Source organism: Saxibacter everestensis (assembly GCF_025787225.1).
Taxonomy (GTDB): Bacteria; Actinomycetota; Actinomycetes; order Actinomycetales; family Brevibacteriaceae; genus Saxibacter; species Saxibacter everestensis.
The window spans coordinates 1,034,184-1,060,325 of the sequence record NZ_CP090958.1 but is presented as its reverse complement, the minus strand read 5'-3'; the positions used below and the strand labels follow the sequence as shown (position 1 = coordinate 1,060,325).

Here is a 26,142-nt window from a genome sequence, read left to right as displayed (position 1 = left end):
AAATTTGCGCGATTCGTACGTTACAAGTTCTGTTCAATCATCGCCGTTGCCGGCCATGCCAAGAAACTTGGCCGCCAGAGCAGCTCCGCCGGTGGGTTCCGCCGCGATGACGAGAACCGTGTCGTCTCCCGCGATCGTACCGAGCAGGGTCGGAATAACCGAGTGATCGATGGCCGAGGCCAGGAACTGGGCCGCGCCGGGCGGGGTACGCAGCACGACGAGATTCGCGGACGATTCCGCCGAGACCAGGAGTTCCTCACACAATCTGTGCAGCCGCGCGTCCAGGAGTTCCTGACCACGGGCGCCTTGCGGACTGCGGTCGCCGCCCTCGCCCGGGACCGCATAGACCAGGCCGGCCGGGCCGCGCACCTTAACCGCGCCGAGTTCCACCAGGTCCCGGGACAGCGTTGCCTGCGTGACGCTGAGTCCGTCGATCGCGAGCAGCTGCACCAGTTCGGTCTGCGAGCGGACTTCCTGCCGGCTGATCAGGTCGATGATGCGCTGATGGCGTGCGGTCTTGGTTTGCGGCAGCGTCTGGCGGCCGGATTCCGCTCCGGGCTTGTCGCCCTGGGCAGCCTCGGCCCGGTCGCCGTCTACTTCTGAGCCAGCAGCCATGCGAGCAATCCTTTTTGAGCGTGCAGCCGGTTTTCAGCTTCGTCCCAGATGACCGACTGCGGGCCATCGAGCACCTCAGCGGTGATTTCCTTGCCGCGGTATGCGGGCAGGCAGTGCAGCACGATAGCCCCCGGCTTTGCCGCCGCCAGGGTTTCCGCACCGATCTGGAACGGAACGAAAGGGCTGTTCGCATCCGTTCGTCCTTCCGCGCTGTGGCCCATCGACACCCAGGTGTCGGTGACCAGAACGTCGGCGTCATCCGCTGCCTGCTCCGGAACGGAGGTTACCGTGACCGAGCCACCGGTCTCGGCGGCGAGCTTCTGGGCATCTGCCAGGATCCCGGCGTTCGGTTGATATTCCGCCGGCGTGGCGATCCGCACGTGCATTCCGGCGTTCGCTCCGGCCAGGGCGTAGGAGTGCGCCATGTTGTTGGCTCCGTCGCCGAAGTAGCTCATCACCAATCCGGCCAGAGTGCCCTTGTGCTCGCGAATCGTCAGCAGGTCGGCGAGTAGCTGGCATGGATGAAAGTCGTCCGAGAGCGCGTTGATCACCGGAACGCGGGAATGTTCCGCCATCTCTTCGAGGCCGGACTGCGCACCGGTTCGCCAGACGATGGCTGCAACCTGACGCTCCAGAACGCGGGCAGTATCTGCGACCGATTCCTTGTGGCCGAGTTGCGAGGCGCCCGAGTCGATGATCAGCGGCATCCCGCCGAGATCGGCGATGCCGGTCGCAAACGAAATCCGGGTGCGCGTGGATGTCTTGTCGAAAAACACCGCGACGGTCTGCGGGCCATCCAGCGGCCTGGCGCCGAAGCGGTCCGTCTTCAGCCCGGCGGCAAGTTCGAGCACCTCGGCAAGCTCGGCCGGACTCAGGTCGTCGTCGCGGAGGAAATGTCGGGTCATGTCTAGGCGGCTTTCGTGTTGTCGAGAATGGCGGGGAGGGCTTCGATGAACTCATTCGCCTGATCGGCGGTGAGGATAAGGGGTGGTGCCAGGCGCAGGGCTGTGGGCGATACCGGGTTGACGATGAACCCTGCCTCGAGCGCGCTCTTTGCCGCAGCCGATGCCACCGCCTCGCGCAGCTCGATGGCGATCAGCAGGCCTTCGCCGCGCGCGGAGCCGATCAGCGGGTGGTTGAGCGCGGCTATGCCGTCAAGGATCACCGCGGACACCTTGCGGACATTTGCCAGCAGTCCATCCGATTCGATCACGTGCAGGGTGGCAAGGGCGGCGGCGGCGGCCACCGGATTTCCACCGAAAGTGGTCCCGTGCTGACCGGCCTGCAGCAGGGCGGACGTTTCGCTGCCGAACGTCACCAGCGCGCCGGTCGGGAAGCCTCCGCCGAGTCCCTTTGCCAATGTCATCGCGTCCGGCACGACGCCGTCGCCAATGTGCTCGAGCTGATGCGCGAACCAGGCACCGGTTCGGCCGACTCCGGTCTGCACCTCGTCAAGGATCAGCAAGGCGCCGGCCTCGGCGGTGATCTCGCGGGCCGCCTTCAGGTAGCCGGCCGGAAGCGGCCGAACGCCGGACTCCCCCTGCACTGGCTCGACGAACAGCGCCGCTGTGTCGCCATCGACTTCCGCACGCAGCGCTTCCAGGTCTCCGAACGGCACGTGCACGACGCCGCCGGGCAGCGGTTCGAACGGCGTGCGGTAGGCCTGCTTGGCGGTCAGCGCGAGCGCTCCCATCGTGCGGCCGTGGAAGGCGCCCTCCAGCGCGATAATCTTGCGCCGGCTCCCGTCGTCGACCCGGCGGGCGAGCTTGAAGGCGGCCTCGTTCGCTTCGGTGCCGGAATTGGCGAAGAAGACCTTTGAGCCCTCCGGCGCCTTGGCCAGCTGCAAGAGACGCTCGGCCAGGGCAATCTGCGTCGGGGTGGCGAAGAAGTTCGACACGTGTCCGAGGGTCGCCCATTGACTGGTGATGACGGAGGTAAGGAACGGATGCGCATGTCCCAGCGCGTTGACCGCTATTCCGGCCAGAAGATCGAGGTACCGTTTGCCCTGGTCATCCCATACGACGGCGCCCTGGCCACGAACCAGGGTCCGTTGCGGGGTGCCGAAGACCCCGAGCAGCGATTCCTGGTAGCGAGGCAACCAGGATCCGGTCGCCTCGATGTCCACGTTCAGTTGGCTGAGTGCGTTGTTCACTGCTGACCTTCGATACTTTCGCTGATGAGCGCCTCGGCGTGCCCGTGCTCCGCCGCTGCGACCTCTGTGTCGGGCAGCACCATGGTGCCGATGCCCGCAGAGGTGAAGATTTCGAGCAGGATGGAATGCGCCAGGCGGCCGTCGATGATGTGTGACTGTTTCACTCCGGCCCGCACGGCCTGAGCCGCGGCATGCATCTTCGGGATCATGCCCGATTCCAGACCGGGAAGCAGTTCTTCGAGTTCGGAGACGCCGATCACCGAAATCAGCGAGGACTTGTCCGGCCAGTTCGAGTACAGCCCCTCGACGTCGGTGAGGATGACGAGCTTCTCCGCGCCCAGCGAGGCGGCGACCGCGGATGCTGCCGTGTCGGCGTTCACATTCAGAACCTGACCCGGCGGACCGTCGATATCCGGAGCGACCGTTGAAATCACCGGGATGCGACCGGCATCCAGCAGGTCGTCGATGGCCTGCCGGTCAACCCCGACGACCTCGCCGACGAGTCCGAGGTCGACCTCTTCGCCGTCGATCACCGTTCCGGTACGGCGCGCCTGCAGCAGGCCGGCATCCTCACCGGAGAGGCCCACAGCCAATGGCCCGTGCGTGTTGATTCTGCCCACGAGTTCGCGACCGACCTGACCGGTGAGCACCATCCGGACGACGTCCATCGCCTCCGGGTTGGTTACCCGCAGCCCGCCGCGAAATTCGGACTCGATGCCGAGCTTCTTCAGCATCGATGAGATCTGCGGACCTCCGCCGTGCACCACGATCGGTTTCAGCCCGGCGTAGCGCAGGAAGATGATGTCCTCGGCGAATGCTTGCTTCAGCTCGTCGTTCTGCATGGCGTTTCCGCCATACTTCACCACGACGGTTGCTCCGTTGAACTGCTCCAGCCAGGGCAGGGCCTCGACGAGTGTCGCCGCCTTGTCCTGCGCCGTGGCCAGTCTCTGATCGATGTCACTCATGTGGAGTACGCGCTGTTCTCTTCGACGTAATCGTGCGTGAGGTCCGATGTCCAGATGGTGGCTTCGTGCGTGCCCGCATGCAGGTCGATCACGATGCTCACCTCCCGCGGCGTGAGGTCCACCAGGCTGACGTCGGCGTCGGGCGTTCCTGCCTTGCAGACCCACACGTCATTGATCGCCACGTCGATATCGGCCGGCTCGAACTTCGCATCGGTCGTGCCGATGGCTGCCAGAACCCGGCCCCAATTCGGGTCGTTGCCGAAAACGGCCGCCTTGAACAGGTTCGAACGGGCCACGGAACGGCTTGCGGCGACGGCGTCATCGACCGAGTCCGCGCCTCTCGTCGTGATGGCGATGTCGTGGTGCGCTCCCTCGGCATCGACGTGCAGTTGCGCTGTGAGCGACTGGCAGGCGGCAAGGACCGCCGCGTTCAGTGCTTCCGGCTCGGCCTCGATGCCGGAGGCGCCAGAGGCCATCAGCACAACTGTGTCATTGGTGGACATGCAGCCGTCGGTGTCGAGCCGGTCGAAGGTCTCTGCCGTTGCGTTGCGCAGGGCGGCATCGAGCGCTTCCTGATCTGCGATGGCATCCGTTGTCAGCACGACCAGCATCGTCGCCAGGCCCGGCGCCAGCATCCCCGCACCCTTAGCGATGCCGCCAACGCTGAATCCGGCGGCGTCCGTGATAGCCACTGTTTTCGCCCGGGTGTCCGTCGTCATGATTGCGGTCGCGGCCGCCATCCCGCCCTCGGAGTCCAGCTCGGCAGCGGCGGCGTCAACTCCGGCCAGCAGCTTCTCCTCGAAGAGCCGCACGCCGATCAGTCCGGTGGAACAGACCACGACGTCGATCGCGCCGATGCCGACCTTTTCGGCAACGCGTTCCGCAGTCTTGTGGGTGGTCTGGAAGCCGCGCTGACCCGTGTAGCAGTTCGCCCCGCCGGAGTTGAGCACCACGGCGCGCACAACGCCGTCGGCTGACGCCTGCTCGCTCCACAGCACAGGGTTGGCCTTGCAACGGTTCGAGGTGTAGACCGCGGCGGCGTCGAAACGCGGCCCGTCGTTCACCACGAGGGCCAGATCGGGCTTTCCGCTGGGCTTGAGTCCGGCGGTGACACCGGAGGCACGGAATCCTTTTGCGGCTGTGACACTCACGGAGCTACTCCTTCTAATGGCAGTGCAAGCGTTTCGGGGAGGCCGAGCGCCAGGTGGGTTGCCTGCAGCGCCTGACCGGCGGTGCCCTTGACCAGATTGTCGAGCACACAGGTCACGACGACCCGGCCGGCCCGTTCATCGAGAGCGAGCTGGATCAGGGACGTGTTGGCGCCGACTGTCGATGCGGTCTGTGGCCACTGTCCCTCGGGTAGCAGATGGACGAATGGCTCATCGCCATAACTTGTCTGCACTGCCGCGCGAAGCGCCGCCTGAGTCACGCCATCCTTGATCCGGGCGGTGACCGTGGCAAGGATGCCGCGGGCCATCGGGACAAGGGTCGGAGTGAAGGAGATACGCACCGGGCCGGTTGCCGCGTCCGCGCCGACGCTCCAGTTCAGGTTCTGTTCGATCTCCGGAACGTGCCGATGGCCTCCGCCAACGCCATACGGCGAAGCCGAGCCGAGGATCTCCGAGGCGAGCAAATGAGTTTTCGCGGACTTACCGGCTCCTGAAGGCCCGTTGGCCAGCACCGCAACCAGATCGTCGGGCTCGATCAGGCCCGCGGCGAGCAATGGCGCGGTGGCAAGCGTGACGGCGGTGACGTTACAGCCCGGAACGGCCAGCCGCTTGGTGCCGGGAATCTGCTCGCGTTGCTTGCCCTCGGGCAGTTGCAGCTCGGGCAGTCCGTAGGTCCAGGTCCCGGGGTGGTCGGATCCATAGAACTTCTGCCAGGCCTCGGCGCTGACCAAGCGGTGATCTGCGCCGAGATCGACCACGAGACTTTCAGGGCTCAGCCGCGCTATCTCGGCGGCGATCGCCCCCGAGGCGCCGTGTGGCAGCGCCAGGAAGATGACATCGTGACCGGCAAGGTCCTCGGCCGTTGTGGCAACGATTTGCCGGTCGGCGAAGCGCACAAGATGCGGCTGGTGCTCGCCGAGAAGCGAGCCGGCACTCTGATGGCCGGCGAGGGTTGAGACCTGTAGTTCGGGGTGCGAACTCAGCAGGCGCAAGACCTCGCCCCCGGCGTACCCGGTGGCTCCCGAAACCGCGACTGAAAGTGGCATATGTATATATATACGCTCAATAGCTTGAACATGCAATTTGGGTTTGACTGGAATTCGCTCACGGATGCCGGCGTTTGCCTTGACAACCGTTGTACCAGGTTTGCTTTGTCCCAGCTGCGGGCGCCCTCGGGACTCGCGGCTGATATAGAGGAGGATAGCTGTGAGCCAGCTTACCCACTTCAGCCCCAACTTCAGCCCCAACTTCAGCCCCAACTTCAGCCCCAAGGAGATTCTCGGTGACACATAAAGCGATTCAGGCAACCCAGGCCGGCGGACCTGAGGTCCTGGAGTACGTAGACGTTGAGGACGTTTCGGCAGGCGCAGGCGAGTTGCTCGTCGAACCGAAGGCGATCGGAATCAATTTCATTGACACCTACCGTCGCTCGGGCGTGTACCCGATGCAGTTCCCGCATGTGCCGGGGGTGGAAGGCGCCGGAGTTGTCCGGGACGTGGGTCCCGGGGTCGACAACTTCAGCGTTGGCGATCGGGTCGCCTGGCATAACGCGCACGGAAGCTACTCGGAACAGGTCATCGTCGGCGCCGACCAGGCTATTCCGGTGCCCGACAACGTCGATGACGAAACTGCTGCGGCGCTGCCGTTGCAGGGGATGACGGCGCACTACCTGGCAACATCGAGCTTCGCTGCCCGCGAAGGCACCACGGCACTTGTTCACGCCGGCGCAGGCGGGGTGGGCCTGGTGCTGACCCAGCTGCTGAAAAAGCTTGGCGCCCGGGTGATTACCACCGTTGGCACCGAGGAGAAGGCAGAGCTCTCCCGTCAGGCCGGTGCAGACGACGTCTTCCTGTACGGCGACGGTGTGGATATCGCGGCGACTGTGCGCGGATTGACCAACGGACAGGGCGTGGACGTGGTGTACGACGGTGTCGGGAAGGCGACGTTCGACGCAAGCCTGGACTCGCTGGCGGTACGCGGACTCCTGGTGCTGTTCGGCGGATCCAGCGGTCAGGTTCCGCCGTTCGACCTGCAGCGACTCAACTCAGGCGGATCGCTCAGCGTTAGCCGTCCAACCCTCGTGCACTTCACCCAGACCCGCGAAGAGCTGCTTTCCCGCGCCGAAATGTTGCTCCAGGGAGTGCAGGAAGGCTGGCTGAACTTCCGGATCGGCGCCAGCTACCCGTTGTCCGAGGCAGCACAGGCGCAGCGGGACCTCGAGGGACGCAAGACGACCGGAAAGATCGTGCTGCTGCCGTAATCTGAGTGTCGCGAGCCGCGTGCAAGATTGCGGCCTGTCCAGCGCTTTCGGAACGGGTTTGCTGCGACCATCCGAGGATCGCGAGCCCCGTGCAAGATTGCGCCTGAATGCGCGCGCGGTCCTGCACCCAGCTCGCGATCCTTCGCGGGCGGCCGGCCGGGCTGTCCGATTTGTGGCTGGGCATCCCAATCGTCGGCTTTGTTGCGCCATCAATGCCGGGATCGGCGGCGAGTTATCCACAATTTGCCGCGATAACGCTGTCACGGCCTCTGCAATCCCGGTATGGTCTGGCCATGAATTGCCGCGGAGTGGTCAGATCAATCGTGGCGGGCGCGTGTGCCGTGGCGCTGATTAGCGGTGCAGCCTGCAGCCCTACCGGCGCCGGTTCACCACCTGAAGGTGGCGAGAGCACATCGGCTCCTCCATCAGACGCACTCCCCTCTTCCGAAAATCCGGAAGGGGGCGATAACGGACCGGGCGATGGCGACGGCGGCGTTTCGGATGACACGGCTCGGGTGCCGACCAAGCTCAAGTTGACCGTGGAAGAAACCGAGGCAGCCCGGGAGGCAATCAAGGCGTTCGACAGGTACTTGAAGGTCAGCGATGACGTCAGTCACGATGGCGGGATGAATCCAGATCGGCTAGCCGAAGTGGCTACCAGCATCCTGCTTGAGGCGGAACTCAACGGTGCGAAAACGCTCCGAGAGGACCGACAACATGTGACAGGAAAATCCAGCTATGACTCGGCTGAGGTCAAGGCAATCGACGTCGCTAACGCCGAAAACGGTGGAAAATCCGCGGTTACCCTCTATGCATGCGTTGACGTCTCCCGAACGGACGTAGTTGACGCTGAGGGAAAGTCGACGCTACACGGCGATCGTCGAACCCGTTGGCCATCGACATACTCAATCTGGCGCGAAAGCGGAAATTCGCCGTGGTTGGTGGGTGACCTCAAGCAGGACGAATCGGCATGTTAGGTCGACCGATGGATAGACAAAGACACACAGCCGGACTGTTAGTTGTGTTTGTGCTGGCTTCCACGCTGACGGCCGCCGCCATCCCCGCCTACGCGGCCGGCGATTGCCGGATCAAAGGGCGGTTTAATAACTCCTGCCAGCTACACGGCCCCGAGCGCGATGCCCCCAAGTCTCCCGAGCGGCCGCGGAAGACCCAGCCGAAGCAGGACGGCTGCCAGAAAGGCGGCAAGTCGGTCCCCTGCAGCAAGAAGAACGGTTACTGGTCCGACGACGAGCAGTGCTATGGCCGGCAGCTTCCATCGCAGCCGCCGGACAGCGACGGGTCCGACTACCTAATCTGCGACCAGTTCAACAACCAGGGCCCGAAGCTGATTCCGCCGCCACCCACCATGCCCTACGTGGACCAGAGTGACTTCCAGAACTTCGATCTCAAGGAATTCCGTCCGCTGTTCCAGCCCGATGGCTGGACCGTGACGCAGCATCGGACAAATATGTACACGAACGCGGAACAGCACATCATCAACATGACGCTGCTCGGCTTCCCGGTACGGGTCCGTGCCACGCCGGTCGCCTTCACCTGGAACTTCGGCGATGGCGGCACCACGACAACCAGCCAGAAGGGGAAACCCATCGCGCAGGGCGAGGACCCGGCTTTCTATCACGTGTATGCGAAACCGGGGAACTTCGGCGTCGTGCTGACCACGCACTATCGGGGTGAATTCTCAGTTGCAGGCGGACCATGGATTGACATCGACGGACAGGCGGCAGTGCCAAGCGAGGCGATCCCTATCGATGTGAAGCGCTACCATCGGTACGGCGTCTCGGAGAACTGCTCGTCTAATCCGGCCGGCCCGGACTGTTCACCGGAGTCGGATGATTAGCGGAACGGTTACCTGACCCGAAGCCGTCTGGCATCGTCGGACAGACCGGCGAGAGCCTCCTGTTTGAGACCCTGCACAGTGTCAGTTCCGGCGCGCAGGTAACGCCCGGAAAACTCGTCCAGTTCACCACTCGCGATGGCGAGCAGCAGCTCGACAACCTGCGCGGGTTCGGTCCAATCGGCGGAGCCTCGTCCCTTATGCATCGGCATCCCCGCGGTCATATCCGTCTGGATCACACCGGGAGCGAGTTCAAAGATCCGCAGGCCATGTGCGGCTCCGTGGCGCTGGATCGCGCCGGCCAGCCGGAACAAGCCCGCCTTGGATGCGCCGTATGCGGAGTAGTCATCCATGCCGAGCGCTCCGCCACCTGAATTGATGTCGACAATCCGGCCGACGACGTTCCCGTCGGCCGAACGCGCCAGCATCTTCGGGGCGACCGCCTGCAGCACGTTGAACGGTCCACGCAGGTTTGTCTCGATGACGTGCCACCAGTCCGCGCCGTCAACCGACCAAGGGGCGGCCTCGTGGCTTTCGATCGCTCCCGCGTTGTTCACAACGAGTTCGATCGGCAGGCCCTTCGCATCGGCGAACTGCTCAAGTTTGGCTGCGCCGGCTAATACCGATTCCGGACGTGTTACGTCCATTTCAATCCCGATAACCTCGGCGGACCGGGAAGTCTCGGCGGACCCGGAAGACTCAGCCCGGGAAGACTCGGCTGCCCTGCCGGCAATCACCTCGGCGGCGGCGTTTGCGGAGTCCTCACTCCGAGCGGTCAGCGCAACATGCCACCCCGCGTCGAGCAGCCCCGCGGCCAGGTGCTGGCCCAGACCGCGGGAACCTCCGGTAACCAAGGCGACTGGCATCTACTCGCCCCGCACGACGGCGTCGAAGCGCTCGACGGCCACCGAAGTCGCCGCCTGGCGCATCGCTGACGTTTCATCGGCGGTCAGTGTCCGGTCCAGGGCGCGGAAGACCAGACGGTACGCCAGCGACTTCCTGCCAACGCCTGCCTGCTCGCCCTCGAACACGTCGAAAAGCTCAATCGATTCGAGCAGTTCACCGGCACCCGACTGCAGCGCGGCGGTCACGTCGGCGGCCGGAACTGCCGAGTCGACGATCAGCGCGACGTCCTGGCGCGAGACCGGGAACGACGAAAGCACTTCGGTGCTACGGGCCGGCGCCGCTTCGGCAATCAGGGCGTCCAGATTCACCTCGAATGCCACTGCGCGGGCAGGCAGTTCAAGGGCTTCGCAAACCTTCGGATGCAGCTCGCCGGCGTGTCCGAACAACGCACCACTTGGCAGCCTCAACTCGGCACAGCGGCCTGGATGCCATGGTTCATAGTGGACGGACGCCACACTCAGTTCCAGGCCCCGCACGTCGGCGATGGCCCGGGCGAGTTCGATGGCGTCGGCCGCGTCGGCCGGTCGGCCCTTGCCCCACCAGCCAGCGTGCTCGCGAGCACCGGTGAGGACACCGGCGTAGTGCAGCGGCTGTGGCGGAACCGCAGCGAACACCGTGTTGCGTTCCGCGTCGGAGGGCAGAATTCCGGGCTCGAACCTTGGCGCATGTGCCAGTTTTGGCCCGGACGGTTGGGTGACCAGGCCTGCCTCGAAAATCGAGACCTCCTTCAGGCCACGGCCGATGTTGCGGGTTGCCACGTCGACAAGCGTCGCCAGCAGCGTGGTCCGCATTAGCGGCAGCTCATCGGACAACGGATTAGCCAGTTTCGCGTTGAAGCGCCGCGGATCATCGGCAGGCAGGCCGAACTCCTCGTGACGCTTGGCCGCGGTGAAGGGATAGCTGAGCACCTCGTCGAGTCCAAGAACCGTCAGTCGGTTGGACACCTGGCGGCGCACGCGTTGCGCGAGGGTCAGTCCCGCACCGGCTTTTCCATCCGGCACCACGGAAGGAATTCGGGAGTAGCCGCCAAGCCGGGCCACTTCCTCCACCAGATCGACACTGCGGACCAGGTCCTGCCGCCAACTCGGCGGCGTTACCACGACGTCTTCTCCATCACGAGTGACAGCCGCACCCATTGCCTCGAGCAGGCCAACGACCTCATCGTCGGCATAGTCAACGCCGACGAGCTGTGCTGGGAGGGTGAGCGGCATCCGAACGGTGTTCTGCGGTTCGCGATTGTCGACGTCGGTGACTGCTTCGTCGGCCTTACCCGCGCCGTATTCAACCAGCAGTCGAACGGTAAGTTCGGCGGCGAACGGCGCGAGGTTATGGTCGACGCCACGCTCGAAACGTCGGGACGCCTCGGTGGAGAGCTTGTGCCTGCGCGCGGACCGGGCGATCGAAATAGTGTCGAAGTGGGCGGCCTCGATCACCACATCCTTGGTGCTGTCGCCGACCTCGGCGTCGGCGCCACCCATTACTGCGGCGAGGCCGATGATCCGCGAGGTGCCGTCGGCCGTTTCGTCCGTGATCAACAGATCTTCCGGGTCAAGCTTGCGCTTCACATCGTCCAGCGTTGTCAGCGTCTCCCCCGCGATGGCCCGGCGGACCACGATCTTCTCACCGAGCAGGCCGAGATCGTAGGCGTGCAGGGGCTGGCCAAGCGCCAGCATCACATAGTTCGTCACGTCGACGATAAGGGAAATCGGGCGCATTCCGGCCTGCAGCAGGCGGCGTTGCATCCAGTACGGAGATTTCGCGGTCGGGTCAATGCCGCGCACGATCCTGGTGATGAACCGGTCACACCCCGGCTTAGCCGCGAGAGGAGTCTGGTCGCGAAGCTCGACCGGGAAGGCATCCGGCAGCGTGCCTGCATCGGGGATCTCGATATCGGCCGGGTCGGCGAACGCCTGGCCGGTAAGCTGCGCATATTCGCGTGCAATCCCCCGAAGACTGAGCTGGTAGCCGCGATCGGGTGTGACATTGACGTCGAGCGTGGTGTGGTCCAGGCCGAGCAGCGGGATCGCGTCATCGCCGGGCGTGGCGTCCAGGCCGAGCTCGCTCAGCACAATAATGCCGTCATGGTCCTCGCCGAGGCCGAGCTCTTTGGTGGAGCAGATCATCCCGTCGGAGACATGGCCGTAGGTCTTACGAGCGGCGATGGCGAAATCGCCCGGAAGTACCGCTCCGGACAGGGCCACGACGACGAGATCGCTCGTGCCGAAGTTGTGCGCACCGCAAACGATGCCGCGCGGCGCGTCCTCGCCGACATCGACCGAGCACCAGTTGATCGTCTTGCCATTCTTCTGTGGCTCGGGCTCGATCGTCAGCACGCGGCCGACGACAAGCGGCCCGGACACAACGGGGCCGAAAAGATCTTCTTCTTCGAGCCCGATTCCGGCGAGCTGTTCGGCGATTTCCTCCGCGGATGAGTCGCCCAGTTTCGTGTAATCCGCGAGCCAGTTCAGTGGGACGAGCATCAGACGTTCACCCCGAACCGCGCGCTGAAACGGACATCGCCCTCGACCATGTCGTGCATATCGGTGATGCCCTCCTGGAACATTAGGGTCCTCTCTATGCCCATACCGAAGGCAAAGCCCTGGTAGACCTCTGGATCGATTCCGGCCGCGGTCAGCACGTTCGGGTGGACCATGCCGCAGCCACCCCACTCGATCCAGCCTGCGCCGCCCTTCTTCTGCGGGAACCAGAAGTCCATTTCCGCGCTTGGCTCAGTGAATGGGAAGAAGTTGGGGCGCAGTCGGGTGCGGGAATCCGGACCGAACATGGCCCGGGCAAAATGATCGAGGGTGCCCTTGAGATTCGCCATCGTCAACCCCTTATCGATGGCGATACCCTCCACCTGGTGGAAAACCGGGGTATGGGTAGCGTCTAGTTCGTCCGTCCGGAATGTCTTACCGGGACAGACCACGTACAGCGGCACACCTCGCTCCAGCAGAGAGCGTGCCTGCACCGGCGATGTGTGTGTGCGCAGCAGCAATCCGGCATCGACCGGTTCGACGAAGAATGTGTCCTGCATCTGACGCGCGGGATGATCCGGTCCGAAGTTCAGCGCGTCGAAGTTCAGCCACTCGGCCTCCAGCTCCGGTCCTTCAGCTACCTCCCAGCCGGCGCCGACGAAGTGATCGGCGATCCGTTCCTGCAGAAGTTGCAGTGGGTGACGGTGACCGATTGGCCGGCGCCCGGTCGGAAGGGTGACGTCGATCGTCTCCTGGACCAATACGGCGGCATCGCGGGCGGCCTCAAGTTCTGCGAGTCTCAGCTCGAATGCCTGCTTGACGGCGGCTCGCGCCTGGCCGAGCAACTTTCCGGCTGTCGCACGATCCGGTCCGGCAAGCTGGCCGATTTCGCGGTTTGCCAATGCCAACGGCGACTTATCACCCTGATGCTTAAGCCGTGCCTCTTTTAGAGCGTCGAGCGAGTCGGCCGCCGCAAAGGCCTTTGCGGCCTCATCACGTGCCAGAAGCACTCCGGGTTCGTCCAGAGGGTCAAGGTGGCCTTGAGGCATGAAACAACATCCTTCGTACTGGTTTTGGCTGCCGGGTAAGTCTACCGGTTTCGACTATCAGGACGGGGGCACGTCTGGTAGAGCGAGATCGAGGCTATCCGCTCTACCCTCGTTGCGCCCTTGCCGATTCGTACAGGCACAGCGAGGCCGCAACGGCCAGGTTCAGGCTCTCCGCCGCACCGTACATCGGCACCTTGACGATCGCATCGGCCAGTTCACGATCCTCCGGCGGCAGTCCCCATGCCTCGTTACCGAAGACCCACGCTGTGGGGTCAGCCAGCGACACGCCATCACAAGGCAGCGTGTGCAAATCGAGGGCGGGTTCGTGTCCGTCGGCGGCCAGCACGCGGATATCCGCCGCCTGCAACTGCTCGACAGCGGCGCTAAGTGCAATGTTGGTCACCACCGGCAGGTGGAAGAGACTGCCGGCCGTCGAGCGCACTGTCTTGGGGTTGTAGACGTCAACACTCGCGTCGGTGAGCACGACGGCGTCCGCACCCGCGGCATCGGCGGCCCGCAGCACGGTTCCGGCGTTGCCAGGATCCCGCACGTGCGCCAGCACGGCAACGAGTTTTGGCTGCTGCGCAATAACGTCGTCGAGCCTGACATCGATGAACTCACAGGCGATGACGACCCCTTGCGCGGCAACGGTTTCGGTGAGCACGCTGAGTGCCTCATCGGTTATCTGCCGGAACTCCACGCCCGCGATCGCGGCGGAATCAAGCAGGTCAGGATGCCGCTCTGCCGCGGCCGCCGTCATCCACGCCGCCTTGATCAGGGTGCGCTCGGAACGCCCGGCTCCATGCAGCAGAAGTGCCTCGCGCACGGCCTGCGGTCCCTCTACGAGGAACTTGCCCGCCTTGGAACGCGCAGAGCGCCTAGCCAGTTTCGCGAACTCCCGAACTCGCTCTGAACGAGGATTCGAGACGATCGGTCCGGCTAGGCGCTCATGCTCAAACGATTCCTGGGCCACGATCAGGCCCTGATCGCTTTACGCAGCGGAATCTGCCTTCGGTGCGTTGACGTCACTTGGCAGGCTGCCCTTGGCGATACCGACCAGCGCGGTGAACGTGACTGCGTCGTGAACGGCAAGCTCGGCCAGCATACGACGATCAACTTCGACCCCAGCAGCCTTCAGGCCCTGAATGAAGCGGTTGTACGTGATGTCGTTGGCGCGGGCAGCGGCGTTGATCCGCTGAATCCACAGACGACGGAAGTCACCCTTGCGGGCGCGGCGGTCACGGTAGCTGTAAACCAGCGAGTGGGTGACCTGCTCTTTTGCCTTGCGGTACAGGCGCGAGCGCTGGCCGCGGTAGCCGCTGGCGCGCTCCAGAATAACCCGACGCTTCTTATGGGCGTTGACCGCCCGCTTTACGCGTGCCACGTAAATACTCCTTAGATATTAAAAAATTAGGGTGCTCTTAGCTCAGTGGCCGAGGAGCTTCTTGGCTTTCGCTGCATCGGCTGGCGCCATGACCTGGTCGATCTGCAGGCGGCGCTTGCGGCGCGAGGACTTGTGCTCGGCCAGGTGGCGCTTGTTGACCTGCTCGCGCATGATCTTGCCCGATCCCGTAATACGGAACCGCTTCTTTGCACCGCTGTGAGTCTTCTGCTTCGGCATGGATGCCGTCACTCCTTTAACTGTGCGGAGATCTTTAACAATCACCGCGTCGATGTCTTCCTGCCGGGTTTTAAGACCGCAGGTTACTTCTCTTCCTCGGCCGGAGCCTCAGTTGAAGCCTCGGCCGGAGCCTCAGTTGAAGCCTCCCCCGCGGAATCTGCCTTGGCAGCATTCCTGGCATTGGCTTCGTCACGCTGTGCAGCCCGTCGGGCGTCTGCCTTGGCGTCTGCCTTACTGCGGTGCGGCCCGATGACCATAACCATGTTGCGGCCATCGACGCGCGGAGAAGACTCCACCGCGCCGAGGTCGGCAACTTCTTCCGCCAGCTTGTTGAGAAGTCGCATGCCCATTTCGGGCCGGGACTGCTCACGGCCGCGGAACATGATCATCACCTTGACCTTGTCGCCGGCCGCAAGGAAGCGCGTGACGTGACCCTTTTTGGTGTCGTAGTCATGCGCATCGATCTTCAACCGGAAACGAATTTCCTTCAGAACCGTGTTGGCCTGGTTCTTACGAGCCTCACGCGCCTTCATGGCGGACTCGTACTTGAACTTGCCAAAATCCATGAGCTTCGCCACAGGAGGCTTTGCCTGCGGAGCGACCTCTACGAGGTCCAGATCCGCCTCGGCTGCAAGGCTGAGCGCCTTGTCAATCGCGACAATGCCGACCTGCTCGCCATTAGGTCCAACCAGACGCACCTCAGGTACGCGGATCCGATCATTAATGCGGGGCTCGCTAATGTGTGTGCTCCTTTAATCCTCAAATTCAACCCGACGCACAGAACGAGGAAGGCCCCCGAACTGCCGAAGCAATTGGGAGCCTAGAAACACCGGCAGGCACTAATGACGGACGCCATATGTACTGCGATGACACTTACCCGGCCGCTGACTAAAGATCGCGAAAACTCAGGTGGGAGAAGGCCTCCACTTGCATACTGAATACCATCATACCGGCTCCCGGCTCAGTGAACTGAACCAGGCTACGCGATTGAAGATCTTCAGTCGGTCTGTGACAAGGTTATCAGCATGACCGACTCTGGCACGAATCCACCACGTAGTGAGGACGCCGACGACGCTCCCGCCAACGCCGTCCGCGACATCTCCGAAGTTCCAGCCGTTGAAATCATCGGGGCCGCCGCCGTGCACCTGATGAGCGCCGCCGCGGTGAAGTGCGGACTGAGCGAGGACACCGAGCACGAGAAAGCCGAGGACCTCAAGGACCTCGACGAGGCACGGAAGCTCATTACAGCCCTCGCCGGGCTGATAACCGCCGCATCAACAGAGATCGGCGACCAGCACGCCCGACCGCTGCGCGACGGATTGCGAAGCCTGCAGCTCGCCTTCCGCGAAGCGTCGAACTTGCCGGACGCCCCCGGCCAGGGACCGGGCGAGAAGTACACCGGCCCGGTGAATTAACCGAGCCGACTCGTTGGCCCCAGCCAACGGATGGTCGGCCTTGCTAACGAACGGCCAAACAATAGATGGCCGCCCGAGTGGCCAACTAACTGGCTTGATTCCGTTATTTGAATAATTCCAGACAAGCTGATTAGCTGGGAGCATGCCAGCCAAGGACTTCGATAGCGTTACTGCGCTACGCGATGCCGGTTTACGGGTCACCGCCCCGCGACTGGCGGTTCTGGACGTGCTCCGGAGCAGTTCTCACGTTGATGCCGAGACGATTACCCGTGACGTTCGGGCGAAGCTTGGCTCCGTGTCCACCCAGGCGATCTACGACGTCTTACACGCGCTGAACTCGGCCGAGATAGTCCGGCGAATCGATCCTTCCGGCGCCGCGGCCGCCCGCTATGAACTGCACAGGCACGACAATCACCACCACCTGGTCTGCCGGGGCTGTGAGGCGATAGTCGACGTCGCATGCGACGAGGGGCATGCCCCGTGCCTGAGTCCGCAAGAAACTTCCGGCTTCGCCATCGATGAGGCCGAGATCATTTTCTGGGGCCTATGCCCCAGTTGCTTCGATGTCCGCAACGGCGAGCACATCGGCGATATAAGAGGAACGCAAGTTTCCACGAGGAGGAAATATGAGTGAACCGTTCACAACGAACGATTTCGGTGCACCGGTCGGCAGCGACCAGCACTCGCTGACGGTAGGCCCCAACGGCCCCATCCTGCTGCAGGACCACTACCTGATCGAAAAGCTCGCCCATTTCAACCGTGAGCGGGTCCCCGAGCGCGTTGTGCACGCCAAGGGTGGCGGAGCTTTCGGAACGTTCAAGACAACAGCGGACGTCAGCCGGTACACGAAGGCCTCCCTGTTCCAGCCAAACGCCGAGACCGAAACTCTGCTGCGTTTCTCCACTGTCGCCGGCGAGCAGGGCTCCCCCGACACATGGCGGGATCCTCGTGGCTTCGCGCTCAAGTTCTACACCGACGAGGGAAACTACGACCTGGTCGGCAACAACACCCCGGTGTTCTTCATTCGCGACACCATCCAGTTCCCGGATTTCATTCACTCCCAGAAGCGCCAGAGCCACACCGGCCTGCGCGATAACAATATCCAGTGGGACTTCTGGACCCAGGTCCCGGCAAGCGCACACCAGGTCACCTGGCTGATGGGCGACCGCGGCATCCCCAAGACGTGGCGGCACCAGAACGGCTACGGTTCGCACACCTACCAGTGGATCAACGCCGAGGGCGAGCGGTTCTGGGTCAAGTACCACTTCAAGTCCAACCAGGGGCACGAATTCTTCAGCCAGGAAGATGCCGATGCGATGGCCGGCATCGATGGTGACTACCACCGCCGCGACCTGCAGGAAGCGATCAACCGCGAAGAGTTCCCGAGCTGGACTCTCAAGGTCCAGGTCATGCCGTACGAGGATGCGAAGGCTTACCGCTTCAACCCCTTCGACGTGACCAAGGTATGGCCGCACTCCGACTACCCGCTGATCGAGGTCGGCCAGCTGGAGCTCAACCGGAATCCGGTCGACTACTTCACCGAGATCGAGCAGGCCGCGTTTGCTCCGTCGACCCTGGTACCTGGTATCGGACTGTCGCCGGACAAGATGCTGATGGGTCGGGTCTTCGCCTACGCTGACGCCCAGCGCTACCGGATCGGCGCAAACTACGCGCAGCTGCCGGTCAACGCGCCGAAGACCCCGGTGAGCTCTTATAGCCGGGATGGCCAGATGAGCTTCCGTGACTACCCGAAGGACCGTCCGGAGTTCGCTCCGAATTCCTACGGCGGCCCGCATGCCGATGTCAGCCGGGTCACCGAGAACAATTTCGAGGCCGATGGCGATCTGGTTCGCAGCGCATACAACCTGCATGCCGAAGATGACGACTTCACGCAGCCAGGCACGCTGGTCCGCGAGGTGTTGAACGACGAAGAGCGCAACCGCCTGGTCGGCAACGTTTCCGGGCACCTGCTCGGTGGTGTGTCCGAGCCGATCCTGCTCAAGGCCTTCCAGTACTGGAAGAGCGTCGACACCGAGATCGGAAACCGGATCGAGAACGTCGTTCGCGCCGCACAGGCCCAGAACGAGGGCGACACGGTAGGAAACTCCAGCCCGGGCACCGAGACGGACGAAGCCTTGCTTCGCGCCTGACTTAAAGCCCAGTCCTACTTTGGGTAGGTAGAGGGCGACCAAGCCCCGGATCAGCCGTAACAGGCTGACCCGGGGCTTGTTGCATTTGTGCTTCCGAACGGGATGCCGACGGCGAGCGATACGGTAGTGACAGCGGACCCGGCGCCGGATACACCCCAGCCGCGGCGTCAAGCTCGAAAGGAACCTATGCCCCAGGAGACCACCGACGCCGAACTGGCCGCGGAACTGGTGCGCGCTGCCGGCGCCCTTGCACAGCGGATGCGACGGGGTGGCCTATCAGCGGAGCAAAAAACGTCTGTCTCCGACATCGTCACCGCGGCCGACCGCGATGCCGAGGCGCTCGTTGTCTCCAGGCTCCGGAGGCTCCGCCCGGATGACGCGATCGTCGGCGAAGAAGGAGCGAACCATGCTGGAACCTCCGGAAGATCCTGGGTCATCGATCCGGTCGACGGAACCTACAACTTTCTGGCCGGATCAACCTACTGGTGTTCAGCAATAGCGTTAAAAGACGAATCCGGCGTAATTCTCGGCGCGATCTACCATCCGCACGACGACCTGTTATGGTTTGGCGGCCCCGGCATGCCCACGTTGCGCAACGGCGAACTTCTGCCTGCGGTCGCTGACCTTCCGCTGTCTCAGCTGAGCGCAGCCACTTACCTGCATCCGGCGCTTATCACCGAACCAGATGTGGCAGCACCGTTCATGCAGGCCGCTCGGCGACCGGCGACGCTGCGGATGTTCGGTTCCGGCTCGATGGATCTGGCCGGAGTCGCCGAGGGGCGAAACGGTTGCTGGTTCCAGCACAGCTGTCCGGAGTGGGACTGGCTGCCGGGAAAGGCAATTGTCGAGGGAGTTGGCGGAAGCACCGCACAGGTCGAGGTCAATGGCCGGATCTGGTCGATCGCCGGTGGGTCCTCGGCGGTCCGGGAACTCTCCGAGGCGCTGAGCGGCTGACGCGGGCTGGCTACACCACATGGCGTAAATGGACACCACTCGCAGCGGTCTTGATAGGGGCATCCCTGCGTGGCTTGCCAGGCAGGGATGCCCCTATCAAACCGCGAGTCGCTTCGGAATTTACAGTTAAGCGAGCGGCGGCCTGGCTGGTTAGGATTCAACAGGTCGAGGCAGTCCAACGGTAGGCTTTCTTGCCCAGCCGCTAGGTTCGAAGCCGCCCTCATCCGAGTACACATGTAGTTTCCTAGCGCGGAGTTGGATCTGTTACTGAGGGACTTGCGGTCACGTATGCCAACTGCCGAGTCAGGCGAAGACCAGCTTCAAGACAGTAGGACCGCGGAGGATACGTGGGAAGGTGACCTTGTTCGCCGGACTCGAAGAATGGAGTACGGACATCCCGATCCTGCAGAGATCGCTTTAGAGTCTGTAAGAAAAGCTGTTTGGGATGCCCCTCGACGTGACGTTCCCAGGCGTCCATACGACGGTTCAACTAGTTCAAGCAGGATCGCCCATGAGCGAGACCGGGCAAGGGCAAAGCCAGGTCGTTTGGATTATTGAGCCCAGAGTCATCCGGGGCGTCTATGGATGCCAGCTGCCAGTTGCGATGTGAAGGACCGGCCCAATGGCCAGCAGTCCGTTCGCGATTCTGACTTACGGATCTAACGCTTCTCGGGCCGAGTCTTCGAACCGCGGATCCGTGAGGAGCGTGAAAAGCTCTACCAGATGCGGCTTCAACCGCGGCTTCCCGGGACCGTTATACCTGTGCAGGAGAAACACCAGAGCGTTTCGCCATCGTTCGCTCCGACCAATGCGTGTGGGCCTCGGGCGTCGATTTCCTGCTCAGCTCAACGATCTCGTCGATCTTCGAATGCGGGGTCACAGGTTTATGCCCCCGCCCGCCCGCCCGCCCGCCCGCCCGCCACGGACCTTACTCAACTTCGGAAACCCGTCCTCAGTGAACGGTTTATTCGGTTGACATACACCAGGCCGTCCGCGCGACTACAGTGAACCCGAGTTTCGTCAGGTTGCCAATGCTTGGTGATGCCGGTGCCGCCGTGGCCGCGGCCAGTGAGGCGCCCAGGTTTGCCGCAAGTGAGAGCCGGTGGGCCAAGAGCGCGGTTTGGGCGCCAAGGTCTCGTGCCGCCGGAAGTGTGGAGGCCCCGCCGAGAACCGCACATGTGGCGTGCAGGGACATCGCAGCTGCGGCCAGCGGTTGACCGTTGCGCGAAGCGATGAAGGCACGGACTGCAGGAAGAGCATGCTCGGTCCGGATCAAAGCACCCACCTCGCTCGAGGCCATGTATCCTCCATCAAGAAGGTCCAAGAAGAGTGCCATATCCTTCTGGGTGGCGACTCCGCGTATCCGCCACGGGACAGCGCCCACTCGGGCAGGTTCACAACGCGCACCCAAATCAAGGAAGGCAACTGGTCGCACGGGGGCCGGCTCGTAACCCTCGCCTCGTAACCAGCCGAGGAGGTTCTGTGATGGTGAAGTGGCGACGATTGTTAGTCGGCGTGGATTCGGGAACCTCTTGATGATCTCGGGCAGAGCCTCGACCGATTGATCGGTTACGCCCTCTATGGTGTTCAAAAAGTCATACTGATCTCCAGTCGCCAGACTCGCGCGTAACCCACCAAAGCTGAACGATTCGAACCTGCCCGGCAACCTTGCCCCTGCCGCCGCATCGAGCGAAAGTTTCTTACGAGCGAACACAGCCAGTTCCGCGGCCTCAACAGCTTCTTCCGAACTACTTGTCATCTTGACTTCCCAAACGACTGCACAGCTCCAAACAATCCTCCCGTTGCCGATTGACCCCCGCCTCCTCGCCGGTACGATCCTCCGAGATTCCTACGTACACCAATACCTGCTCTACAGGCCCCACTATTTCCGCAGCATCACCCTTCGCCTCCACATGGTAGGTGTGCCATTCACACCATGTGGACTAGGCGAGGTGGCTGACACGGGCCAGCTAGACGGGCTGGCTAAACGGTCCTGACCGAAACGATCAACGAGTCGACCAGCTCGGTGATAAGCGAACTAGCGGCCAGTTTCCGCCGGAATCTGTCCAGCGCAGTTTTCAACGCGGCGTCGTCCGTGCCAGCCGGCACATCGACGACGATGCCGACCTCGGCTCCCCCGGCCGACGGCCTGGCACTTCCCGGCCGCAGCTCGGTAGCGGTTATCACGCTGTCTGCGGCGGCGAGCCGCGCGATCTCATCCGCGACGCGCCGATTTGCCCAGGCCGGAATCCACTGCCGGCCCTGAGCGAGTGACCAGACGGCCGGCCGGCGAACCAGAAACATGTGCGGAGCGCCCGGGTCGATGACGACCAGCTGGGCGCCCTCATCGACAGCCGAAAGCATCAGCCGCAGCGACTCGACCGGAATCGGCCGGGCCTCGGGGTTCCATCCGATCAGTTGCTCGATGCCGGTGAATCCGGGTGCGGTTGCCCGCCCATCCTCGGCGGCGAGCGTGACCATTGCCATCTCGGCGCTTTTGTCGTGAGTGAGCCCACTCGCGTCGGTTGCGGCTTCGTCCAGACTAGCCACGATCGGTACGAACAGCCGTGATTCGCGCAGCGCTTCGATCACGTCTACGTGCCGCTGCGGATTCAGCTCGGAGGCCTGAGAGCATGCCTCGAGCGCGGCGAGTAAGGCCACCTCGGGTTGGCCCGAGTCGCCGGCGAACGGGTTTGGCTTCAGCTCTCGGCCGGCCCAGGGCACTCCTGCCGAGTCAGAGGAGGCCACGATCAGCGACCGGCGACGTCGAGCGCCTCGGGCAGCGTGAACTTCCGCGCGTACAGCGCCTTACCCACGATGGCGGAGTCGACGCCCGTGGGCACCAGCTCGCGGAGTGCCCGCAGATCGTCGAGGCTCGAGATTCCGCCCGAAGCGACAACCGGGCTGTTCGTGCGCCGACAGATTGCGGTTAACAGTTCGGTGTTCGGTCCCTGCAGGGTGCCGTCCTTGGTGACATCCGTGACCACATAGCGGGAGCAGCCGGCTTCCTCAAGGGTGTCAAGCACCTCCCAGAGGTCGCCGCCGTCCTTGGTCCAGCCGCGGGCGGCCAATGTCGAGCCGCGGACGTCGAGACCGATCGCCACTTTCGAGCCGTAGTCGCGGATAATCTCGGCGGTCCATTCCGGGTTCTCCAGCGCGGCTGTGCCGATATTGACCCGCTCGGCACCGGTGTCGAGCGCGCGCTCCAGCGACTCGGTGTCGCGGATACCGCCGGAAAGCTCGACTTTGATGTTCAGCGATTGCGTCACCTTGCGGAGCAGGCTCTGGTTGTCGCCACGGCCGAAGGCAGCATCCAGGTCGACAAGATGAATCCATTCGGCGCCATCGTCTTCCCAGGCGCGGGCCGCGTCAAGCGGGCTGCCGTAGTCGGTTTCGGTCCCTGCCTCGCCCTGTACCAGGCGGACGGCCTTACCGTCGGCGACATCGACGGCCGGAAGCAGGACCAGCCGGGGGCTGTCGTTGATCTCTGGCATTGTGTTCCTTTGCTGTGAAGAATATGGGTCGACGTAGATCGCGGATACCAGCGGCACAGCGCCTACCGCAGGGTGTTCACCCAATTGGTCAACAGTCTGCGGCCCGCGTCACCGGACTTCTCGGGGTGGAACTGCGTTGCGCTCAACGCGCCGTCCTCGACGGCCGCCACAAAGCGCTCGCCGTGCTCTGCCCAAGTCACCGACGTATTATCGGGAGCTTGGGTGGCGGCATAGGAATGCACGAAGTAAAACCGTTCCGAACCAATTCCATCGAACAACACCGAGTCGGTGGGCGCTTCGACCGTGGCCCAGCCCATGTGCGGTACAACGGGCGCCGCCAGCCTGCGTACCGTTCCAGGCCAAATACCAAGACCTGTGCTTTGCTCGCCGCCCTCGACCCCCTCGGTGAAGAGCACCTGCAGGCCGACGCAGATTGCCAGCACTGGCTTCTGGTCAGCGAGCCGATCCGCAATCAGCCTGTCTCCGCCCACCCTGCGCAGATCGGCGACCACCGAGGAAAAAGCTCCCACCCCGGGGATCACCACGCCATCGGCGGCCATCGCTTTGTCGACGGACGGTGTGAGTTCGACCGAGGCACCGGTGCGCTCCACTGCACGGAACGCAGAACGGACGTTGCCCGAGCCGTAATCGAGCACCACAACCGATGGGCTAGTCATCAGGTTTTCCCTCCGCGCAGCAGCCGCATCGCCCGCCAGGCCGCCGCGGCCGTCAGGAGCGCGGTCACGACTGCGCCGAACCACGCCGTCGAGTTGCCGGCGACGGCGATGACCACAAATACGATCAGCAAGACGAAGGCGAGTAAACCACCGAGTAGCCAGAGCATCGCGGTTCGCGCAGTCCTCATCCGCTCCGGACTCATCGTCGCGGCGCTCGCCTCTAGCCGGCTCATCGACCTGGTGTCGATACTGCCCGATACCTCGGCGGCCTCCACGCTTCCGAGCAGCACCTTCTCCAGGACATCGGGCAATTTGGACAGCGCCAGGCCAGCCGGAACATCCGCCTCGTGCAGTCCGCGACGCCACTGTGAGGAATCGATCTGGCCACCGTCACGGACCAGGAGCAACACTTCGTTCCGTCCGGAAAGCTTCGAGAGGCTGGCAGCCTGTTCGCGGGCCAGCTCTAGATCTGGTTCGGCAACCACCACGGCATTGAAGTCACCCACCGGCACAACATGACCGTGGATCTTCGCCAACACGCAGGCCGCTGCCAACTGGTCAGCCTTTGCGAACGGCGTGAGGACGACGACCCGGTTGTCGCGCGCGACTCGCCCATTTTCAGCGACGCCAGGATCGGTCTCGCCGCTCACAGCGCGCCCTTCGTGCTGGGAATGCCGGTGACGCGCGGATCCGGTTCGACTGCCATCCGCAATGCGCGGGCCAACGCCTTGAACTGGGCCTCCACGATGTGGTGGGGATCGCGGCCGGCCAGCAGGCGAAGGTGAACCGCAATACCCGCATGCAGCGCAAGTGACTCGACGACGTGCCGAGTCAGTGAGCCGGTGAAGTGACCGCCGATCAGGTGGTACTGCTGGCCTTCGGGCTCTCCGGTGTGAACGACGTAGGGACGCCCGGAGACGTCTACCACAGCTTGGGCGAGAGCCTCGTCCAACGGAACGGTTGCATCGCCAAATCGACGGATTCCGGCCTTGTCGCCGAGCGCATCCTTCAGCGCGTCGCCGAGCACGATCGCGGTGTCCTCCACCGTGTGGTGCGCGTCAATATCGGTGTCGCCGTGTGACTTGACCGTCAGGTCGATCAACGAGTGCTTCGACAAGGCAGTCAGCATGTGGTCGTAGAACGGCACCGAGGTCGAGATGTCGGAAACACCTGTTCCGTCCAGGTTGACGCTGACGGAGACAGTGGACTCGCTGGTGACCCTTTCGCGGGTCGCCCGTCGGACGCTGACTGTGGTGTTGGCACTCACTGCGGTGTTTCTCCTAGGATTTCGCCCAGCGCATCGAGGAAAGCGCTGGTCTCGGCTTCGGTGCCGGCATTGACGCGGAGATGCCCCGGGATGCCGACATCGCGGATAAGGATTCCGCGATCGAGCAGACGCTGCCATACCGTGTGTGCGTCGGACAGCCCCCCGAACAAGACGAAGTTCGAGTCGGAGGGAAACGGGCGAACGCCGAACCGCGGAAGCGTCTGCACAATTCTATCCCGCTGCGCCTTCAGGGCTTCCACGTTGCCAAGCAGCTCGTCGGAGTGATCCAGCGCCGCACCGGCGGCCGCCTGAGTGAGAGCCGAAAGGTGGTACGGCAGCCGGACCAGCCGGATGGCATCAGTCACCGCGGGATCGGCGGCAAGATAGCCTACGCGCGCCCCGGCGAGCGAGAACGCCTTACTCATGGTGCGCGAGACTATGAGCCGCTCGCGGCCCGGCAACAGCGTCAAAGCCGATCGGGTTCCGCTACGAGAGAACTCCGCATAGGCCTCATCGACAATCACGATTCCCGGAGCGACATCGTAAATGGCTTCGATCGTGGCGAGATCCAGCGCGGTGCCCGAGGGGTTGTTCGGCGTGCACAGGAAGACAACATCAGGCTGAAGTTCGGTAACCGCCCTGACGGCGTCCTCCCGATCGACCTGGAAATCGGCATCGCGATCGACGGCCATCCATCGTGTTGAGATGCCCTGGCTGATGATCGGATGCATCGAGTAGCTGGGAACAAAGCCCAATGCGGTTCGGTCGTGTCCACCGAATGCCTGCACGATCTGCTGAAGCACTTCATTGGACCCGTTCGCGGCCCAGATATTGTCCGCGGTCAGTCTGTGCTCGTCATCCAACCCCGCATTGAGGTACTTCGCCAGCTTCTCCCGAAGCGCGGTGAACTCGCGGTCGGGGTACCGATTGAGCGTGCGCACCTGGGCGGCAACGGCTTCAACGATGGCCAGGGCGACCGATTCCGGAACTGCATAGGAGTTCTCGTTCACATTCAGGCGGACATTGACATCCAGCTGGGGGGCGCCGTACGGCTGGCGGCCACGCAGGTCGTCTCGAAGCGGAAGATCGTTAAGGGATGCTCTAGTCACCCCTAAA

The 26,142-nt window shown here is 63.5% G+C and carries 27 protein-coding genes; 7 read left to right on the top strand and 20 right to left on the bottom strand.

Annotated features, from left to right (window positions below):
- Window positions 1–33: 33 nt before the first annotated feature.
- From LWF01_RS05200 to argC, 6 genes are read right to left on the bottom strand one after another with little or no spacing between them, the layout of a single operon-like run.
- The gene (locus tag LWF01_RS05200; RefSeq protein ID WP_349639983.1) at window positions 34–615 is read right to left on the bottom strand and encodes an arginine repressor; all 582 of its coding nucleotides are present in this window, start codon (window positions 613–615) and stop codon (window positions 34–36) included.
- Window positions 594–1,520, bottom strand: a complete 927-nt coding sequence (gene argF / locus LWF01_RS05195; RefSeq protein ID WP_349639982.1) for an ornithine carbamoyltransferase — start codon at window positions 1,518–1,520, stop codon at window positions 594–596. The genes LWF01_RS05200 and argF overlap by 22 nt, the downstream gene beginning before the upstream one ends.
- Window positions 1,521–1,522: 2 nt before the next feature.
- Complete coding sequence (locus LWF01_RS05190) at window positions 1,523–2,767, bottom strand: acetylornithine transaminase (RefSeq protein ID WP_349639981.1); 1,245 nt, start codon at window positions 2,765–2,767, stop codon at window positions 1,523–1,525.
- Window positions 2,764–3,732: an acetylglutamate kinase gene (argB, locus tag LWF01_RS05185; protein ID WP_349639980.1), complete on the bottom strand. Its 969-nt coding sequence runs from the start codon at window positions 3,730–3,732 to the stop codon at window positions 2,764–2,766. The genes LWF01_RS05190 and argB overlap by 4 nt, the downstream gene beginning before the upstream one ends.
- Window positions 3,729–4,883 (bottom strand): bifunctional glutamate N-acetyltransferase/amino-acid acetyltransferase ArgJ, encoded by a 1,155-nt coding sequence (gene argJ, locus LWF01_RS05180; RefSeq protein ID WP_349639979.1) that lies wholly within the window; start codon window positions 4,881–4,883, stop codon window positions 3,729–3,731. The genes argB and argJ overlap by 4 nt, the downstream gene beginning before the upstream one ends.
- Complete coding sequence (gene argC, locus LWF01_RS05175; RefSeq protein WP_349639978.1) at window positions 4,880–5,947, bottom strand: N-acetyl-gamma-glutamyl-phosphate reductase; 1,068 nt, start codon at window positions 5,945–5,947, stop codon at window positions 4,880–4,882. Before argC ends, argJ begins: the two co-directional genes overlap by 4 nt.
- 236 nt (window positions 5,948–6,183) lie before the next feature.
- On the opposite strand from argC, the gene LWF01_RS05170 reads away from it, so the two are divergent.
- The 3 genes from LWF01_RS05170 to LWF01_RS05160 all read left to right on the top strand — a co-directional run bounded on the left by LWF01_RS05170 (window position 6,184) and on the right by LWF01_RS05160 (window position 9,019).
- A complete protein-coding gene (locus tag LWF01_RS05170; protein ID WP_349639977.1) occupies window positions 6,184–7,161 on the top strand; it encodes a quinone oxidoreductase family protein in 978 nt (325 codons plus the stop codon).
- 515 nt (window positions 7,162–7,676) lie between these two features.
- Window positions 7,677–8,138: a hypothetical protein gene (locus tag LWF01_RS05165; RefSeq protein WP_349639976.1), complete on the top strand. Its 462-nt coding sequence runs from the start codon at window positions 7,677–7,679 to the stop codon at window positions 8,136–8,138.
- 8 nt (window positions 8,139–8,146) lie between these two features.
- Window positions 8,147–9,019 (top strand): PKD domain-containing protein, encoded by an 873-nt coding sequence (locus LWF01_RS05160; RefSeq protein ID WP_349639975.1) that lies wholly within the window; start codon window positions 8,147–8,149, stop codon window positions 9,017–9,019.
- Between the two features lie 8 nt (window positions 9,020–9,027).
- On the opposite strand, the gene LWF01_RS05155 is transcribed toward LWF01_RS05160, so the two are convergent.
- The 7 genes from LWF01_RS05155 to infC all read right to left on the bottom strand — a co-directional run bounded on the left by LWF01_RS05155 (window position 9,028) and on the right by infC (window position 15,767).
- Entirely contained in the window at window positions 9,028–9,882 is an 855-nt protein-coding gene (locus tag LWF01_RS05155; protein WP_349639974.1) for an SDR family NAD(P)-dependent oxidoreductase, read from the bottom strand.
- Window positions 9,883–12,402: a phenylalanine--tRNA ligase subunit beta gene (pheT, locus tag LWF01_RS05150; RefSeq protein ID WP_349639973.1), complete on the bottom strand. Its 2,520-nt coding sequence runs from the start codon at window positions 12,400–12,402 to the stop codon at window positions 9,883–9,885.
- Window positions 12,402–13,448 carry a phenylalanine--tRNA ligase subunit alpha gene (gene pheS / locus LWF01_RS05145; RefSeq protein WP_349639972.1) on the bottom strand — a complete coding sequence of 349 codons (1,047 nt, stop codon included), beginning with the start codon at window positions 13,446–13,448 and terminating at the stop codon, window positions 12,402–12,404. The genes pheT and pheS overlap by 1 nt, the downstream gene beginning before the upstream one ends.
- Window positions 13,449–13,551: 103 nt before the next feature.
- Window positions 13,552–14,421: a TrmH family RNA methyltransferase gene (locus tag LWF01_RS05140; RefSeq protein ID WP_432761989.1), complete on the bottom strand. Its 870-nt coding sequence runs from the start codon at window positions 14,419–14,421 to the stop codon at window positions 13,552–13,554.
- A gap of 18 nt (window positions 14,422–14,439) precedes the next feature.
- A complete protein-coding gene (gene rplT, locus LWF01_RS05135; RefSeq protein WP_349639970.1) occupies window positions 14,440–14,832 on the bottom strand; it encodes a 50S ribosomal protein L20 in 393 nt (130 codons plus the stop codon).
- 42 nt (window positions 14,833–14,874) lie between these two features.
- Entirely contained in the window at window positions 14,875–15,069 is a 195-nt protein-coding gene (rpmI, locus tag LWF01_RS05130; RefSeq protein WP_349639969.1) for a 50S ribosomal protein L35, read from the bottom strand.
- An 83-nt stretch (window positions 15,070–15,152) separates the two neighbouring features.
- A complete protein-coding gene (infC, locus tag LWF01_RS05125) occupies window positions 15,153–15,767 on the bottom strand; it encodes a translation initiation factor IF-3 (RefSeq protein WP_349639968.1) in 615 nt (204 codons plus the stop codon).
- A 327-nt stretch (window positions 15,768–16,094) separates the two neighbouring features.
- Between infC and LWF01_RS05120 the strand changes: the two genes are divergently transcribed.
- From LWF01_RS05120 to LWF01_RS05105, 4 genes are all read left to right on the top strand, one after another.
- The gene (locus LWF01_RS05120) at window positions 16,095–16,484 is read left to right on the top strand and encodes a DUF1844 domain-containing protein (protein WP_349639967.1); all 390 of its coding nucleotides are present in this window, start codon (window positions 16,095–16,097) and stop codon (window positions 16,482–16,484) included.
- A 142-nt stretch (window positions 16,485–16,626) separates the two neighbouring features.
- Complete coding sequence (locus tag LWF01_RS05115) at window positions 16,627–17,118, top strand: Fur family transcriptional regulator (protein WP_349639966.1); 492 nt, start codon at window positions 16,627–16,629, stop codon at window positions 17,116–17,118.
- Window positions 17,111–18,634, top strand: coding sequence for a catalase (locus LWF01_RS05110; RefSeq protein WP_349639965.1), 1,524 nt, complete (start codon window positions 17,111–17,113; stop codon window positions 18,632–18,634). The genes LWF01_RS05115 and LWF01_RS05110 overlap by 8 nt, the downstream gene beginning before the upstream one ends.
- A gap of 186 nt (window positions 18,635–18,820) precedes the next feature.
- On the top strand, window positions 18,821–19,588 hold the full coding sequence (locus tag LWF01_RS05105) for an inositol monophosphatase family protein (RefSeq protein WP_349639964.1): 768 nt from the start codon (window positions 18,821–18,823) through the stop codon (window positions 19,586–19,588).
- A 964-nt stretch (window positions 19,589–20,552) separates the two neighbouring features.
- On the opposite strand, the gene LWF01_RS05100 is transcribed toward LWF01_RS05105, so the two are convergent.
- From LWF01_RS05100 to LWF01_RS05070, 7 genes are all read right to left on the bottom strand, one after another.
- Window positions 20,553–20,888 (bottom strand): GNAT family N-acetyltransferase, encoded by a 336-nt coding sequence (locus LWF01_RS05100; RefSeq protein ID WP_349639963.1) that lies wholly within the window; start codon window positions 20,886–20,888, stop codon window positions 20,553–20,555.
- 683 nt (window positions 20,889–21,571) lie between these two features.
- Window positions 21,572–22,336, bottom strand: a complete 765-nt coding sequence (locus tag LWF01_RS05095) for an SseB family protein (RefSeq protein ID WP_349639962.1) — start codon at window positions 22,334–22,336, stop codon at window positions 21,572–21,574.
- Between the two features lie 2 nt (window positions 22,337–22,338).
- Complete coding sequence (priA, locus tag LWF01_RS05090) at window positions 22,339–23,082, bottom strand: bifunctional 1-(5-phosphoribosyl)-5-((5-phosphoribosylamino)methylideneamino)imidazole-4-carboxamide isomerase/phosphoribosylanthranilate isomerase PriA (RefSeq protein ID WP_349639961.1); 744 nt, start codon at window positions 23,080–23,082, stop codon at window positions 22,339–22,341.
- A 62-nt stretch (window positions 23,083–23,144) separates the two neighbouring features.
- On the bottom strand, window positions 23,145–23,759 hold the full coding sequence (gene hisH, locus LWF01_RS05085) for an imidazole glycerol phosphate synthase subunit HisH (protein WP_349639959.1): 615 nt from the start codon (window positions 23,757–23,759) through the stop codon (window positions 23,145–23,147).
- The gene (locus tag LWF01_RS05080; protein ID WP_349639957.1) at window positions 23,759–24,409 is read right to left on the bottom strand and encodes a hypothetical protein; all 651 of its coding nucleotides are present in this window, start codon (window positions 24,407–24,409) and stop codon (window positions 23,759–23,761) included. The genes hisH and LWF01_RS05080 overlap by 1 nt, the downstream gene beginning before the upstream one ends.
- Window positions 24,406–25,026, bottom strand: a complete 621-nt coding sequence (gene hisB / locus LWF01_RS05075) for an imidazoleglycerol-phosphate dehydratase HisB (RefSeq protein ID WP_349639956.1) — start codon at window positions 25,024–25,026, stop codon at window positions 24,406–24,408. Before hisB ends, LWF01_RS05080 begins: the two co-directional genes overlap by 4 nt.
- Complete coding sequence (locus tag LWF01_RS05070; protein ID WP_349639955.1) at window positions 25,023–26,135, bottom strand: histidinol-phosphate transaminase; 1,113 nt, start codon at window positions 26,133–26,135, stop codon at window positions 25,023–25,025. Before LWF01_RS05070 ends, hisB begins: the two co-directional genes overlap by 4 nt.
- Window positions 26,136–26,142 lie beyond the last annotated feature (7 nt).

Excerpts from the sequence above, each read along its gene's own strand:
- LWF01_RS05200 (WP_349639983.1), bottom strand. The coding sequence starts at position 615 with ATGGCTGCTGGCTCAGAAGTAGACGGCGACCGGGCCGAGGCTGCCCAG.
- argF (WP_349639982.1), bottom strand. The coding sequence starts at position 1,520 with ATGACCCGACATTTCCTCCGCGACGACGACCTGAGTCCGGCCGAGCTT.
- argB (WP_349639980.1), bottom strand. The coding sequence starts at position 3,732 with ATGAGTGACATCGATCAGAGACTGGCCACGGCGCAGGACAAGGCGGCG.
- argC (WP_349639978.1), bottom strand. The coding sequence starts at position 5,947 with ATGCCACTTTCAGTCGCGGTTTCGGGAGCCACCGGGTACGCCGGGGGC.
- LWF01_RS05160 (WP_349639975.1), top strand. The coding sequence starts at position 8,147 with ATGGATAGACAAAGACACACAGCCGGACTGTTAGTTGTGTTTGTGCTG.
- LWF01_RS05155 (WP_349639974.1), bottom strand. The coding sequence starts at position 9,882 with ATGCCAGTCGCCTTGGTTACCGGAGGTTCCCGCGGTCTGGGCCAGCAC.
- pheT (WP_349639973.1), bottom strand. The coding sequence starts at position 12,402 with ATGCTCGTCCCACTGAACTGGCTCGCGGATTACACGAAACTGGGCGAC.
- pheS (WP_349639972.1), bottom strand. The coding sequence starts at position 13,448 with ATGCCTCAAGGCCACCTTGACCCTCTGGACGAACCCGGAGTGCTTCTG.
- rpmI (WP_349639969.1), bottom strand. The coding sequence starts at position 15,069 with ATGCCGAAGCAGAAGACTCACAGCGGTGCAAAGAAGCGGTTCCGTATT.
- LWF01_RS05120 (WP_349639967.1), top strand. The coding sequence starts at position 16,095 with ATGACCGACTCTGGCACGAATCCACCACGTAGTGAGGACGCCGACGAC.
- LWF01_RS05115 (WP_349639966.1), top strand. The coding sequence starts at position 16,627 with ATGCCAGCCAAGGACTTCGATAGCGTTACTGCGCTACGCGATGCCGGT.
- LWF01_RS05110 (WP_349639965.1), top strand. The coding sequence starts at position 17,111 with ATGAGTGAACCGTTCACAACGAACGATTTCGGTGCACCGGTCGGCAGC.
- LWF01_RS05105 (WP_349639964.1), top strand. The coding sequence starts at position 18,821 with ATGCCCCAGGAGACCACCGACGCCGAACTGGCCGCGGAACTGGTGCGC.
- LWF01_RS05100 (WP_349639963.1), bottom strand. The coding sequence starts at position 20,888 with ATGGCCTCGAGCGAGGTGGGTGCTTTGATCCGGACCGAGCATGCTCTT.
- priA (WP_349639961.1), bottom strand. The coding sequence starts at position 23,082 with ATGCCAGAGATCAACGACAGCCCCCGGCTGGTCCTGCTTCCGGCCGTC.
- hisH (WP_349639959.1), bottom strand. The coding sequence starts at position 23,759 with ATGACTAGCCCATCGGTTGTGGTGCTCGATTACGGCTCGGGCAACGTC.